Here is a 13,748-nt window from a genome sequence, read left to right as displayed (position 1 = left end):
CCTTGTCAGCCCGGCCCCAAGTTGCTATATATCGGGGCCGTTCGGGGCGTAGCGCAGTCCGGTAGCGCACTTGCATGGGGGGCAAGTGGTCGCTGGTTCAAATCCAGTCGCCCCGACCTGAGAAGCTGAAGAGCCGCAAGCGCTTTGCCTGCGGCTCTCTTCTGTTTCCGGCCGCATGGATCGGCCACGGCAAGCCCTCGGTCTCGCGGCGCTGGCGATCTAGTACAGGGACTTCACCCGACTCCAGCTCGCCGCTTCCGCCGACACGGCTTCGCAACCGACATCGAGCGCTCCGATCAGGCCGCAGTCCCACCCATCCGGGTGGTTGCCAGGGGCGCAGGGCGAGTCGCTTCGAAGGGCGAAGTCTCCGCTGCCAATGAGGTCGCAGAATTCTGGGTCTGCAGAGAGATTGCCGCTGACTCCCGCTTGGCCCGCGACGATGTTCACCCAGTCGCCGCCGGCGTTTCCAAAGATGTCGGTGCACGTGACAGAGAGCTGGCCTACTGGCGATGATGGGTCGGTACCAATGGCAGCACCTTGAGCGTTGAACGCAAAGAGGCAGTTGGCGAAAGAGGCGTGGAGCCCTGATCCATACACGAACGCGCCGCCACCCGCCGCATCCCATCCACCCGCAGTCGCAGAATTCCGAGTGAACGTGCAGTTGGATACGGTTGCGGTGGAGATCCATCCACCTCCCCCGAACAGGTAGAGCCCAGCACCCAACACGCTGTTGTTCCGGTCGAAAAGACAGCCAGTCACGATCAGAGTGCAATCGAGCTGGGCGCTGACCGCTCCCCCGTAGTTCCCTTGGTTGAAGGCGAAGATGCAGTTGTAGATCGAAACAGAGGAGTGTTCGGAGACCGTGATGGCGTTTCCCTGGCTACAGCATCCATTGACGATGGAAACGCCCTCGATGACGACATCGGAGACTCCGTTGCCATCCGTCCCGCAGGCAATTCCCTTCCCGATGCCCTCGGCATCAATCACGACATCAGCTGGGTCCCCCGTGGCCCCGCGCAGCGTCACCCCCGATTTCATGATGACGCAGTAGTAGGGCGCAGAATACCCTTCCGGCAAGTGCGTGCAGTCGTAGTACTGGCCTGGCGCCACTTCGACGATGTCGCCTGACACCGCCGCGCCGACACCCTCGAAGATGGTGGGGTAGTCTGCCGGCACGCTGATCAGGGCGGCAAGGAGGGGCGACGGGCAGAGCGCAAGGATGACGACCAGGGCGATGGAGCGCATGCTTGACCTCGTTTCGCCGGAGGCGGGCCTCGACAGCCAGACAAGGCTACCAGGTCCGATTGCTCGCGACAAGCTACTGATTGCCTTCCCATTGCCAATGACGAACGCTGGTAGTACTAATCTGACCCGCGCGGCGAGGATTCGGCGCCGGGCGGGCGCTGGGACAGACGGGATACGTCTGCCACGCTCCATGGCGTTGAGGTGTGGGCTGGATGGGTGCAGGTGATCGTCGGTCAAGGCCCGGTCCCCACGACCCTGAGGTATCCCCCGCGTGTCAACGCGCGAGAGGGCCATCTCGCGAGCGCGCGAATCGCGGCTAGGACCGTCTACGGATTCTCCCGGGAATCGCGCGTGTCCTCGCGTTCCGACGCCTCCAACGCAAGAGCAGATAGGCGAGGACGCCGACCCATGCCGACGTCAGGAACTTGCCGATCACAAGCATCAAGAAGATCTCTTCGGTCTCGGCGTGGAGGGCCTTGCCCAGCTGCTCGACTAGCCAGAGCGCGGGATCCAGGGCGATGACCAGCGCGCCATTGTCCGCGCCGGCCGCGATGATCACGGTGAAGAAATGCAGGATCGCCACGAGCGCAGCGACCAGCTTCTCCCAGACGAACTTCTCGAGCATCCAGGCGGAAAGACCCATTGCCATCACCTCTCGGGGGAGTCAGCGCGGGTCGATGATGCATCAGGGCGGGAAGATGCTCAATCCATGAATGCGGCGACGCGGTCACCCAGCCCTTCCCGCATCCGTCCGGACGCGCTATGCTCTGAGAACGCCAAGCTCCTACGGCCACCCCCTCACTCCTCCCCGGAGGCCGCCATGCGCCGCTTGCTCGCCTTCAGCCTCGCTCTGGCTATGCTGCCCGCCCTCGTGGCGGCCGCGGTGAATCCCTCTCTCCAGTCCGCCACGGCGCGCCTCGCGCCCGGCGCCATCCTTCTCGACCGCGTGCTCGACCTGGCGGACTCCCCCGCCCTCGACGGCGGCCCGGGAACGCCGCCCATCGGCCCCGCGCGACTCCGCCAGCTCGCCTTCGAACTCGAAGCCGCCGGCGGGCCCGCTGCCTGGCCGGACGTCGAGGCCCTGCGTGACGCCGCCCGTCCCGGTGACGACCCCACGCTCCTGCCGCTGGCGCTCATCGACGCGCGCATCGCGCGCATCGAGGGCGATGCGCTCGAGACGGGCCTCCTGCGCTGGGAGGGCGAACAGCTCGTACCCACCGGCGCGGGTGATCCCACCACGACGCAGCCCCTCGTCGCGGCGGCGCTGCTGCGCGACTGGACCTACCACGGCGCCGGCCTGCGCCTGATCCTGCGCCGGGAGCAGCTCCTGCGCACGGCGGACGTCCCCGCCGCCACGCTCGCGCTCGACGCCGGCGACGGCCTCGGCTTCCGCGCTCTCGCGCTCGACACGCCCTTCCTGGTGCGCTACGCGAGCCGCGGCGTCAAGACGCTCACGCTGCGCGCCACGTCCGCCGACGGCGCGCGCCGCTACGCGCGCTTCACGCTCGACGTGCGCGACCTGCAGGCGCCGCCCTACGACACGCTCTGGCCGCTCACGGCCGACACGCCCTACGGCGGCGCCGTGGCCACGGGCGAGGCCTACGTCTACCTCGCGCCCGGCCATGCGACCGTGGAGAAGCCCGTGGTCATCGTGGAAGGTCTGGACCTCGACAACATCATGGGCTGGGACGAGCTCTACGACCTGCTGAACCAGGAGAACCTCCTGGAGGACATGCGCGCGATGGGCTACGACGCCGTCGTGCTCAACTTCACCGAGTCCACCGACTACATCCAGCGCAACGCCTACCTGCTGGTGACGCTCATCGAGCAGGTGCAGGCGGCGCTCGCGGACCCGGGGCAGGAGTTCGTCATCATCGGCGCGAGCATGGGGGGGCTGGTGGCGCGCTATGCGCTCGCCAGCATGGAGCAGGCGGGCGAGCCGCACCGGGTGAGCACCTTCATCAGCTTCGACTCGCCCCAGAACGGCGCGGACATCCCGCTCGGCGTGCAGTACTGGCTGGACTTCTTCAGCGGCGAGTCGGCGGACGCGTCGCACCTGCTGAGCCGCCTCGACCGCCCCGCCTCGCGCCAGATGCTGCTCTATCATCACACCAGCCCGCCCACGGGACAGGGCCAGCCCGACCCGCTGCGCGCCGTGCTCCTCGCCGATCTGGCCGCGGTGGGGGACTACCCGCAGAACCTGCGCAAGGTGGCGGTGGCCAACGGCAGCGGCACCGGCCAGACCCAGGGCTTCGTGCCGGGCGAGCAGCTCATAGACTACACGTATCGGAGCTTCCTGGTGGACATCAACGGCAACGTCTGGGCCGTGCCGGCCGGCAACAGCCACATCATCTTCGAGGGGCTGATCGATCGCATCTGGCCGCTGAACGACGATGCGATGAACGTCACCGTCAGCGGCACGCTGCCGCTGGATGGGGCGCCCGGCGGCTCGCGCGCGTCGCTGCAGGAGATGGACGAGAGCCAGGCCCCCTACGGCGACATCGTGGCCCTCTACCAGAGCCACTGCTTCATCCCCACGGTGAGCGCGCTGGCGCTCGACAGCGCGGATCCCTTCTTCGACATCGCCGGCGCGGGCGACCTGCTGGCCCACACGCCCTTCGACGCGCTCTACTACCCGGTCGAGAACCAGCCGCACGTGCTGGTGACGCCGGAGAACAAGGCGTGGTTCATCGACGAGATCACGAGCGGCGAGACGGCGGCCGGCGATCCGCTCCCCGCGGCGCACGCCTCCCTCGCCAGCTGGCCCAACCCCTTCAATCCCGCCACCACGCTCGAGCTCGAGCTGCCGCGCGCGGGGCGCGTCACGCTGGCCATCTACGATCTGGCGGGCCGCCAGCTGCGAACGCTGCTGGACGACAGGCGCCCGGCCGGGCACCTGAGTCTGCGCTGGGACGGGCGCGATGACACGGGCACGGTCCTGCCGTCGGGCGTGTACCTGGCCCGGCTGACGGCCGCCGACGAAACGCGCTGGCGCCGGCTCACCCTGCTGAAGTAGCGCGCATTTCCTCTCCCCAGGCGCGTGGCGATGCGCTAGACTGCCGCTTCGTCACGCCTTGCGGGAGAGTCCATGCGCATCCTACTCAGCAACGACGACGGCATCCACGCCCGCGGCCTGAACGCGCTCCGCGAAGCGCTCGAGCCTCTTTGCGAGCTGTGGGTCGTCGCGCCGCTTTCGCAGCAGAGCGCCACCAGCCACAGCCTGACCCTGCACACGATCCTGCGCCGGCACCGTTTGGGCGACCGCATCTACGCCGTCGACGGCACCCCGGCCGACAGCGTCCTCATGGCGATCAACGGCCTGATGCAGACCTCGCCGCCGGACCTCGTGCTCTCGGGGATCAACCACGGCCCCAACATGGGCGAGGACGTCCACTACTCGGGCACGGTGGCCGCGGCGATCGAGGCCGCGATCCTGGGCGTGCCGGCCATCGCGGTCTCGGTGGCGGCCTTCCGCAACCAGAACTTCGAAGGCGGCGTGCGCTTCATCGCGGACCTGGTGGAGAACGCGCCCGAGCGCCTGACCCGGCCGGGAACCCTGCTCAACGTCAACGTGCCGAACCTGCCGCACGCGGAGATCCGCGGCGTCGCGGTGACCCGCCTCGGCAGCCGCTACTACGGGGACGTCATCCTGCGCAAGGAGGACCCCCGCGGCCGCGAGTACTTCTGGATCGGCGGCGAGGAGCCCACCTGGCGTCCAGGCGACGACTCGGACTTCCACGCGGTGCACCACCAGGCGAAGATCTCGGTGACGCCGCTCAGCCTTGATATCACCGCCCACTCGCGGCTCGCCGGCCTCGCGGACTGGGTGGAGGAGCGCGCGTGAACGCTGCCGCCGAGGACTTCGCCGTCGCCCGCGAGCGCATGGTGGCCCGGCTGCGGGCCCAGGGGCTCGCGGGCGAGCTGGTGCTGGGTGCGATGGCCGAGCTGCCGCGTCACCGCTTCGTGGACGCCGCGCTGGGCGCGCGGGCCTACGGGCGCGACGCGCTGCCCATCGGCTACGGGCAGACGCTCTCGCACCCGGAGGTCGTCGCGCGCATGAGCGAGGCGCTCGTCCTGAAGCCGGGCCTGCGCGTGCTCGAGGTGGGCACCGGCTCGGGCTACCAGGCGGCCTTGCTAGCGCTGCTGGGCGCGGAGGTCTACACCGTCGAGCGCGTGGGGGGGCTGGTGGAGCGGGTGCGTCCCCTGTGGAGCGCGCTGGGTCTCGAAGCGCGGATCCAGGCGCGTCACGCCGACGGCTACCTCGGCTGGCCGGAGGCCGCGCCCTTCGCGCGCATCCTGCTCACGGCGGCGCCGCCGCGACTGCCGGAGGGACTGCTTGGCCAGCTGGCGGAGGGCGGTCTGCTGGTCGCGCCGCTGGGTGCGGAGGGTGGGCAGCGTCTCACACGCTTCCGCCTCGAGGGCGACCGCGCCTACCAGGAGGATCTGGGGGCCTGCGCCTTCGTGCCCATGCTCAGCCGCACGGTGGGGGGCGCCGCGGGCCAGTCGGCGGGGGCGAGCTGATGCACGCGCTCCTGGACTGGATCCGCAGCCTGCCCGCCGGACCTTCGGTGCTGCTCATGGCGATGCTGCCCATCGTGGAGCTGCGCGGCGCGATTCCGTTCGGCGTGTCGGTCCACGGTCTCGGCTACGCGCAGGTCTACCTGCTCGCGGTAGTGGGGAACCTCGTGCCGATCCTGCCGATCCTGTTGCTGCTGGGGCCTCTGGAGAGGACGGTGGGGCGATGGGGGCCGGCGCGGCGCTTCCTCGACTGGGTCTTCGCCCGCAGCCGTCGGAAGGGCGCGATGATCGAGCGGGTGGAGTTCTGGGGCCTGGTGCTCTTCGTGGGCATCCCTCTGCCCGTGACGGGCGCCTGGACGGGCGCGGCCGCGGCCTACGTCTTCGGCCTGCCCCTGCGGCGGTCGCTGCCGGCCATCGTCCTGGGCGTCTGCCTGGCGGGGCTGGTGGTCAGCCTGGCCTGGGCGGCGGGGATCGGCGTCTTCACGAAACTGCCGCTCTGAGGCAAGCTGGCAGGGAATGCCCCTTTACACCCCAGTTTCCATGACTTATGTTTGCGCCGTGTCGGGGTGTAGCGCAGCCCGGTTAGCGCGCCTCGTTCGGGACGAGGAGGTCGGAGGTTCGAATCCTCTCACCCCGACCCTTTTTCATCGCTCCAGTTACCGGAGAAGCCATGACGGCGGGCGACTTCGAGTCCGTCTATGTGCGGGAGATCTCCAGGATCCCTGTGCTGGGCCCCGAGAAGGAGCGCGCCCTGGCCCGACGGGTGCGCGCGGGGGATCCCCAGGCGCGGCGCGACCTGATCGTCAGCAACCTGCGCCTCGTCCTGAGCATTGCGCGCTCCTACACGGGTCGCGGCGTGGCGCTCATGGACATCGTGGAAGAGGGCAATCTGGGCCTGATCCGCGCCGTGGAGAAGTTCAACCCGGATCGGGGCTTCCGCTTTTCCACCTACGCGTCCTACTGGATCAAGCAGGCCATGGCCCGCGCGGTGGCGAATCAGGGGCGCACGATTCGCATCCCCTTCCACGTCTTCCAGCTGGTGAACCGCTTCTCGCGCCTGTCCATGCGCGACGGCGAGCTGGCCGGACTGTCGGATGCGGAGCTGGCGCAGCGGCTGCACTGCACCGAGCGCAAGGCGCATCTGGTGCGCAACCTGGTGGTGGGCATCCTGTCGCTGGATCTGCTCATGAGCCAGGGCGCGATGAAGGAGCTGTACACGCCGGAGGAAAACCGCGTCGGCCGCACGCCGGAGGACGTGGTGGCGCTGCAGCTCGAGCACGAGCGCGTGCATCGGCTCATGGACAAGCTCTCGGCGCGGGAGCGCGCGGTGCTGCGCATCCGCTACGGCTTCGAGTCGCGGGGCGAGTTCCAGACGCTGGAGGAAACGGGCCGCGCATTCGGCGTCACGCGCGAGCGCGCGCGGCAGATCGAGATGAAGGCGCTCCGCAAGCTGCGGCTGCTGCTAGTCAGCGAGGACGCGGCGGAGTTGCCAGGAGACTCGCCCCCGTAGCTCAGGCGGATAGAGCACTGGTCTCCTAAACCGGAGGGGCAGGTTCGAGTCCTGCCGGGGGCACCTGGATTGTGGGCGGGATGCGAGAGGTAGGGGCATAAAAAAACGAGGGGCTCACCGCTGAGTACGTATGACGTCCCACCCTTCAGAGGCTCGTGCGGCAATCGCTTCGCTGAGATGCATGAGGATACGGGGTCACGTACTCCCAGTGGAGCCCACTCAACCGGCACTCTAGCAGCGGTCCCCAGACCTGTCAACGCGATTCGCGTAATTATTTCGGGATATCCCGAATGGCCGAATTTCATCCGTAATAGCAATCTTGTCGCGAATGGAAACACTCCATTACGTCGCGGGGGCAAAAAAACCGGCGCCCCCCGCTGCGGAGGGCGCCTAGCGCTCGAAGGGCATGTGAACCTCTCGCTATCAGTCTCGCAACCACCAGAAGAGATCCAGTAACTCGCAGAAGAACACCCACATGGGTTCTCCTCCTTTCCTCAGGATCTCGGCCGAGATGTACACCTTGGCGATAGCAAGGCCCGTGCCCCGATTGCTACAAACGGGTAATTAAGCGCTTAAACGCATGAATACAAACGAGATGTCGTCGTGGAGGACGCCGCCGCCGAAGCGATCCAACTCCTCCAGAAGCTGGTCGGAAAGGGCTTCCAGCGGCAGATCCTTGCGCGATCGCAACCAATCGGCCAGGCGGGATTCCCCGTAGGGGACCGCGTGGGCGTCCTGCTGCTCCTCGAGTCCGTCGGAGCGCAGGAAGAGCAGGTCGCCGGGGTGGATGCGCAGCGTGCCCTGGAGGTACGGCCGGCCGTCGTTCACGCCCAGGAGCTGCCCGCCACGCTGCAGGCGCTCCAGCCGGCCGCTGCCGCGCAGGAGCCAGGGCGAGGGCATCCCCGCGTTGCAGAAGCGCAGGAGCGACGTGTCGCGGTCCAGGAGGGCATAGAAGAAGCCCGCGAAGGCTCCGCGGCTGCGGCTGCGATCGGTGATGAGCCGGCCGAGGGACTGGCTCATGGCGCCGAGCACCGTCGCGGGACGCTGGCCTTCCGCGGCCTGCGTGTGAAAGGCCAGCGCCACCGACGAGATCAGCATGGCCGCGGGCACGCCGTGCCCGGTGGCGTCGCCCAGGGCGAGGCCGAGGCGTCGGCCGTCGAGCTCCAGGTAGTCGTAGTAGTCCCCGCCGACGTCGCTGCTCGTGCGCATGCGTCCCGCCAACTCGACACCGCCGAGGCTCGGCGTGTTCCGCGGGAGCAGGCTGAGCTGGATCTTGCGAGCGAGGTCCATCTCGCTGCGCAGCTGCTCGTCCCGGGCCGCCCTGGCCAGCAGCGCCAGATTGCGCAGGTGGAGCTCCAGCGGGGCCACGAGTGTCTGCAGCCCTTCCACGACGTTCGCGTCGTAGAGGCCCGACGAGCACGCCGGCCCCAGCACGAGCAGCGCGGGCTGTTCGCTGTCGGCCGCGAGGCAGAGCAGCAGCGCCCAGTCACGCGCCTTGCAGTAGGGGAGAGCCTCCTCGCCCAGCAGGCTGCGCGCCCAGTAGGGGTCCCACTGCTCGGCGGCCAGGAAGAAGCGCTTGCCGAGCAGCGATCGCTCGAGTCCGGCGGGCAGGGTCATGGCCACGCCGGGCTCGGGCACCGTGATCGAGTGCGCGGGACCGCCTTCGCGCTGCCACCGCTCGCGCACCTGCCAGCGGTTGGGGGACTCGCGCTCGAGCCAGAGCGCCCAGGCCGCGTCGGCGTCCCAGCCGAGACGTGGCAGCAGGGCGCGGCTCATCTCGGGCCGATCGGTGAAGTAGCGCGGGGGCGCGAGCCAGCGGAGGCAGTCGACGAAGGGGTTGCCGTCGACCCGGCGGTCGCGCTGGTTCAGCCGGCGCAGCAACGGCGGGTGCAGCGGCATCGCGAGCACGAGGGCGAGGACGTCGAGGAACACCGCCTCGCCGAGGCCCTCGTGCTCGGGCCGCAGCGCGTGCAGGGCGAGCCGCAGCGCGCCGAAGAGCAGCAGCAGCAGCGCCCCGCTGAGGAGGTAGCGGCGCAGGAGGGTCGCGCGGCGCTGCAGGGCGGGAAGGTCGGGGCCGAGCATGCCCAGCGCGAAGCTCACGGGCAGCAGGGTGAGGAAGAGGGGTGTCCAGTCGGCCAGGCCCAGGCGGCGCCCCGGCAGGAGCAGATGAAGCAGGTGGAAGGCCACGAGCGGCAGGAGCCCTAGCGTGGCCGCGAGCAGCACGAGACGCAGGCGGCGCTGCTCGCGACGGTACTTGCGACGGAAGGCCTTGAGGACCAGGACGCCCAGCCCGAGCAGCAGAAGCAGCAGGCTGAGCAGGTTGCCGACGGTCTGCAGTTCGCGCGCCGGCGAGGACGGCCGCGTCATGGGCAGGTCCTGCAGGATCGCCACGCCCACCAGCAGCCCGAGGGCCACCGGGGGCAGGAAGACCAGCAGGCGCAGCCAGAGCGGCCGGGCCCGTCGTTCGGGGAACAGGACGATGAAGTGCAGCCACACCGGCGGCAGCATCAGCGCGAAGAGATCGCCCTTCCATTCGAGCAGTCGTGCGGGCAGTCCGGGCCCGAGACGAGGATCCAGGGCCAGGAGCGAGCCGATGAGCAGGGTGAGCACGAAGAAGAGCCTCGCCAGCGGATCGCGACGACGCCACTGCACCCAGTAGCCCGTGAGGAAGATCAGCGCCGCGGCCAGCGTGCGGAGCGTCCAGCCCAGGCGCCGCACCGGCTCCGGCGCCTGCCGGCGAAGGCGCAGCTCCTGGCGCACCCCGCCGCGCTCCACCTGGACCCAGGCGGGGCCCTGGCGCAGGGCGCCGGCGAGGGCGCCGAGCGCGGAGCCGTCGCGCCGGAGGATGCGCCCGTTCACGGCGATCAGACGGTCGCCCGCCCGCAGCGGCGCCAGGCTGGGCCCCGCGGGGTCGTGGGGGACGACCTGCAGCCGCCGCAGCCGGAAGGGGAGGTCCGGCCCCGACCAGCGCTCGGAGAGGCCGCTCAGCGCCAGCGCGAGCAGGGCCAGCACCGCGAGGGCGGGGAAGAGCCGCCAGGCCGATGAGCGTCGGGTGGACATGACACTATTTGACCGCGTGGACGGGGGGGCTGTCAACGTCCATGGCGACAGGATCTTGCGGCCCCAGGGCTCCCGTGGTAGATTCCACGTCTTGCCTGCAACGCGCCCGATGGGCCCAGCCGAGGAGTGAGCGTGAGCGCCGCCAAGCGGATCAGCAAGAGACGCCTCAAGGACGACAAGTTCGTCGACATCGTCTTCCACTACGGGGAGATGCTCCGCGAGCACCAGCGCCTGATCGTGGGCGGACTCGTGGTGCTGGTCCTCCTGGTCCTCGGTGTGACCTGGGGCAAGCGCGCCATGCACCTCGGCAACGAGGAGGCGCAGCAGGCGTTCTCCACCGCGCTCAAGCAGCTCGAGGTGGCCATGCAGGGCACAGACCCCATGGCCTTCGGCGCGCCGGAGCAGGCCTTCATGGCCATCGAGAGCGAGAACGGCGGCAAGGACGTCGGCAAGTGGTCCATCTACTACGTCGGCTACTGCCGCGAGCAGATGGGCAAGTACGAAGAGGCCGAGCAGGACTATGAACGCTATCTCAAGGCGGAGTCCAACGGCCAGTTCGCGCTCGCCGCGAAGCTCGGGCTCGCGACCTGCAACGCGGGCGTGGGGCGCTACAAGGTGCAGGCCGACATGCTCGTGGATCTCGCGTCGTCCGCCAAGGTCGACAGCGCCCAGGCGAACGCCTGGCTCTATCAGGCCGGGCAGACCTACATGGACAACGGCTACTTCGACCTCGCGCGGCAGGTGTTCACGCGGATCGAAGATCACGTGGACGAGCAGACGCAGCAGGAAGTGCAGCAGTTCCTGGAGGCGCTCGACCAGGTCAAGCAGTCCTGAGCCTTGCCCTCAAGTGAAGTCGAACGTGAAGCGCGCGCCGCGCGCTTCACCGTCGCTTTACATTGACTTCCACCAACAAAGCTGGAATTCTCGCTCCGATCGCAGTCGGCGATGGGGGGCTGGACTGCTCGCGCGGGTCGTGGGCGGATCCGAAGGGCAAGGTCCCCCGCCGCTCACGAGTCGCCGGGGATGCCGGGTGCGCCACGCGAGGTAGGCCGTTGAACGAGCAGCCGCCGCACAGCCAGGTGGACATCGAGGTCGATGGCGACGCCGCCCGCAAGGGGGCGTCACGGTCGGTGGACGGCGACAGCGGGGACCGCTGGGCCGCAGCGGTGTCCTACGTGTCGGTCCTGTGCCTGCTCCCGTACTTCTTCCGCGGCAGGCGCCCCTTCGCGCTCTTCCACGCCAAGCAGGGGATCCTTCTGCTCGCGCTCGAACTCAGCGCCGCGCTGGCCCTGTGGCTCGTCGAGGTGACGTTGGGGCGAATCCCTTTCCTCGGCCTGATTCTCATGCTGCTCCTCAGACTCGCCGTCTGGCTGCCGATCCTCGGCCTCGCGGTGCTGGGCTTCACCCGGGCCCTGGCCGGCGAACAGCTGCCGCTGCCGTGGATCGGTCACCTGGAGCATCGCGTGCCGGATCCACCCGTGACTGGCGGCGACGGCCGCCGCGACGAGGGGAATGAAGGCGATGACGCATAATGTATATTATGTTAACCACAGGATTCGCCCCAAGGTGAGGGGGGCCGCTGGCGGCGCTCCGGAGCGTCGGCCATGAGCGTCAGGACGCTGAACGAACTGCTCCTGCACGCCACTCGCAAGATCTCCAATCCCAAGGCGTTCCAGCGCAAGCTGAATCAGGTCTATGAAGCCGTTCCGGCGGCCGAGTTCGAGCGACTGTGCTTCGAAACCGCCCTGGGCCTGTCCGGGCTGGGCGTCGGCCGCGGCGACCGCGTGGCGCTGCTGTCGCCGAACCGGCTCGAATGGGCCGTCGCCGACTACGGGATCCTGCTCCTGGGCGGCATCAACGTGCCGATCTATCCGACGCTCCTGCCGGAGCAGATCGCCTACATCCTCAACGACGCGGGCGCGCGCGCTGTCGTCGTGGCCGACGAAGCCCAGGCGGCCAAGGTGCTCGAGGTCCGCGGGCAGGTCCGCAGCCTCGAGGCCATCATCCAGATCGACGGTGCGCGCGCGTCGGGCGTGCTCAGCCTCGAGGAACTGCGCGCCCAGGGCGCCGCGCGCTACGCGGCAGGCGCCGCCGAGATCGAGCGCGTCGCGCTGTCGGTGGCTCCGGGTGATCCGTGCAGCTTCATCTACACCTCGGGGACGACCGGCGACCCCAAGGGCGTAGTGCTGAGCCACTGGAACATCGTCAGCAACGTCCTCGCGGCCCTGGAGATCTTCGACATCAGCTCCAGGGACACGGCGCTGAGCTTCCTGCCGCTGAGCCACATCTTCGAGCGGATGGCCGGCTACTACACGATGCTCTTCGCCGGCGCGTCGATCGCCTATGCCGAGTCCATCGACACGGTGCCGCAGAACCTGCAGGAAGTGCATCCCACGGTGATGGTCTCGGTGCCACGGCTCTACGAGAAGATGTACGCCCGCATCCTCGACACGGCGCTGGCCGGCGGCTTCGTGAAGAAGAACATCTTCTTCTGGGCGAAGAAGACCGGCGAGCGCTGGGCCGATCTGCGCCTGGCCCACAGGCCGGTGCCCGGCGGCCTCGCGCGGAGCTACGGGATCGCGCAGCGGCTCGTCTTCGGTAAGCTGAAGCAGCGCACCGGCGGCGAGATGCGCTTCTTCATCTCGGGCGGCGCGCCGCTGGCGCCCGAGATCGCGAAGTTCTTCTATGCGGCGGGGCTGACGATTCTCGAGGGCTACGGCCTGACGGAGACGAGTCCCGTCATCACGGCGAACACCTTCAGCGCGATCAAGCTCGGCACCGTCGGCCGGACGCTGCCTGGCATCGAGGTGCGGATCGCGGAGGACGGCGAGATCCTCACGCGCGGCCCCCATGTGATGCAGGGCTACTACCGCAACGACGCCGCGACGCGCGCCGCGATCGACGCCGATGGCTGGTTCGCCACCGGCGACATCGGCGAGCTGGACGACGAGGGCTTCCTGCGCATCACCGACCGCAAGAAGGATCTGCTGGTGACGGCCGGCGGCAAGAACGTCGCGCCGCAGCCCATCGAGAACATGCTCAAGCAGGACAAGTTCATCAGCGAGTGCGTCCTCATCGGCGATCGGCGACCGTTCATCGCGGCGCTGATCGTGCCCAACTTCGAGACGCTCCAGAAGTACGCCAAGCGCAAGGCGATCATCTACACGTCCATGAAGGGCCTGATCAACGAGCCGCGCGTCCAGGATCTCTTCAGCCGTCGCGTGCAGCGCTACAACGAGTCGCTGGCGCGCTTCGAGCAGGTGCGGCAGTTCCGCCTGCTCGATCAGGAACTCACGCTCGAGGCCGGCGAACTCACGCCGTCGCTCAAGGTGCGGCGCCGCCGGGTCCTCGAGAAGTACGCTGATCTCATCGCCACGATCTACCCCGAGGAACGCTGAGTGCTGGCGCTCCTCAA

The 13,748-nt window shown here is 68.8% G+C and carries 11 protein-coding genes and 3 tRNA genes; 11 read left to right on the top strand and 3 right to left on the bottom strand.

The annotated features are described in order from the left end of the window. Positions 1-42: 42 nt before the first annotated feature. Positions 43-116 (top strand) — tRNA-Pro (locus H6693_02950). 103 nt (positions 117-219) lie between these two features. On the opposite strand, the gene H6693_02945 is transcribed toward H6693_02950, so the two are convergent. Together H6693_02945 and H6693_02940 are read right to left on the bottom strand one after the other, a co-directional pair. Then, a complete protein-coding gene (locus H6693_02945; protein ID MCB9515127.1) occupies positions 220-1,245 on the bottom strand; it encodes a hypothetical protein in 1,026 nt (341 codons plus the stop codon). Positions 1,246-1,561: 316 nt separating this feature from the next. Continuing rightward, positions 1,562-1,870, bottom strand: coding sequence for a hypothetical protein (locus tag H6693_02940; GenBank protein MCB9515126.1), 309 nt, complete (start codon positions 1,868-1,870; stop codon positions 1,562-1,564). A 195-nt stretch (positions 1,871-2,065) separates the two neighbouring features. Here H6693_02940 and H6693_02935 point away from each other — a divergent pair, with 195 nt between their 5' ends. From H6693_02935 to H6693_02905, 7 genes are all read left to right on the top strand, one after another. Further along, a complete protein-coding gene (locus H6693_02935; GenBank protein MCB9515125.1) occupies positions 2,066-4,261 on the top strand; it encodes a hypothetical protein in 2,196 nt (731 codons plus the stop codon). A gap of 72 nt (positions 4,262-4,333) precedes the next feature. Then, entirely contained in the window at positions 4,334-5,089 is a 756-nt protein-coding gene (gene surE, locus H6693_02930) for a 5'/3'-nucleotidase SurE (GenBank protein MCB9515124.1), read from the top strand. A 38-nt stretch (positions 5,090-5,127) separates the two neighbouring features. Continuing rightward, positions 5,128-5,766, top strand: coding sequence for a protein-L-isoaspartate(D-aspartate) O-methyltransferase (locus tag H6693_02925; GenBank protein MCB9515123.1), 639 nt, complete (start codon positions 5,128-5,130; stop codon positions 5,764-5,766). Continuing rightward, entirely contained in the window at positions 5,766-6,263 is a 498-nt protein-coding gene (locus H6693_02920; protein MCB9515122.1) for a small multi-drug export protein, read from the top strand. The genes H6693_02925 and H6693_02920 overlap by 1 nt, the downstream gene beginning before the upstream one ends. A 62-nt stretch (positions 6,264-6,325) precedes the next feature. Continuing rightward, a tRNA-Pro gene (locus H6693_02915) sits at positions 6,326-6,400 on the top strand. A gap of 33 nt (positions 6,401-6,433) precedes the next feature. Continuing rightward, positions 6,434-7,273 (top strand): RNA polymerase sigma factor RpoD/SigA, encoded by an 840-nt coding sequence (locus tag H6693_02910; GenBank protein MCB9515121.1) that lies wholly within the window; start codon positions 6,434-6,436, stop codon positions 7,271-7,273. Then, a tRNA-Arg gene (locus tag H6693_02905) sits at positions 7,264-7,336 on the top strand. Before H6693_02910 ends, H6693_02905 begins: the two co-directional genes overlap by 10 nt. A 501-nt stretch (positions 7,337-7,837) precedes the next feature. Here H6693_02905 and H6693_02900 read toward each other — a convergent pair. After that, on the bottom strand, positions 7,838-10,333 hold the full coding sequence (locus H6693_02900) for a SpoIIE family protein phosphatase (protein ID MCB9515120.1): 2,496 nt from the start codon (positions 10,331-10,333) through the stop codon (positions 7,838-7,840). Between the two features lie 132 nt (positions 10,334-10,465). Here H6693_02900 and H6693_02895 point away from each other — a divergent pair, with 132 nt between their 5' ends. The 3 genes from H6693_02895 to H6693_02885 all read left to right on the top strand — a co-directional run bounded on the left by H6693_02895 (position 10,466) and on the right by H6693_02885 (position 13,731). Next, complete coding sequence (locus tag H6693_02895; GenBank protein MCB9515119.1) at positions 10,466-11,167, top strand: hypothetical protein; 702 nt, start codon at positions 10,466-10,468, stop codon at positions 11,165-11,167. A 218-nt stretch (positions 11,168-11,385) separates the two neighbouring features. Continuing rightward, positions 11,386-11,865 carry a hypothetical protein gene (locus H6693_02890; GenBank protein MCB9515118.1) on the top strand — a complete coding sequence of 160 codons (480 nt, stop codon included), beginning with the start codon at positions 11,386-11,388 and terminating at the stop codon, positions 11,863-11,865. 72 nt (positions 11,866-11,937) lie between these two features. After that, positions 11,938-13,731, top strand: a complete 1,794-nt coding sequence (locus H6693_02885; GenBank protein ID MCB9515117.1) for a long-chain fatty acid--CoA ligase — start codon at positions 11,938-11,940, stop codon at positions 13,729-13,731. Positions 13,732-13,748 lie beyond the last annotated feature (17 nt).

Source organism: Candidatus Latescibacterota bacterium (genome assembly GCA_020633725.1).
Lineage (GTDB): Bacteria > Krumholzibacteriota > Krumholzibacteriia > JACNKJ01 > JACNKJ01 > VGXI01.
Note: the sequence above shows the minus strand (reverse complement) of the source record. Positions and strands in the feature narration are given on the sequence as shown.

Bases quoted from the DNA above. Each gene is read 5' to 3' on its own strand.
- H6693_02945 (MCB9515127.1), bottom strand. From the start codon at position 1,245: ATGCGCTCCATCGCCCTGGTCGTCATCCTTGCGCTCTGCCCGTCGCCC.
- H6693_02940 (MCB9515126.1), bottom strand. From the start codon at position 1,870: ATGCTCGAGAAGTTCGTCTGGGAGAAGCTGGTCGCTGCGCTCGTGGCG.
- H6693_02935 (MCB9515125.1), top strand. From the start codon at position 2,066: ATGCGCCGCTTGCTCGCCTTCAGCCTCGCTCTGGCTATGCTGCCCGCC.
- surE (MCB9515124.1), top strand. From the start codon at position 4,334: ATGCGCATCCTACTCAGCAACGACGACGGCATCCACGCCCGCGGCCTG.
- H6693_02925 (MCB9515123.1), top strand. From the start codon at position 5,128: ATGGTGGCCCGGCTGCGGGCCCAGGGGCTCGCGGGCGAGCTGGTGCTG.
- H6693_02920 (MCB9515122.1), top strand. From the start codon at position 5,766: ATGCACGCGCTCCTGGACTGGATCCGCAGCCTGCCCGCCGGACCTTCG.
- H6693_02910 (MCB9515121.1), top strand. From the start codon at position 6,434: ATGACGGCGGGCGACTTCGAGTCCGTCTATGTGCGGGAGATCTCCAGG.
- H6693_02900 (MCB9515120.1), bottom strand. From the start codon at position 10,333: ATGTCCACCCGACGCTCATCGGCCTGGCGGCTCTTCCCCGCCCTCGCG.
- H6693_02885 (MCB9515117.1), top strand. From the start codon at position 11,938: ATGAGCGTCAGGACGCTGAACGAACTGCTCCTGCACGCCACTCGCAAG.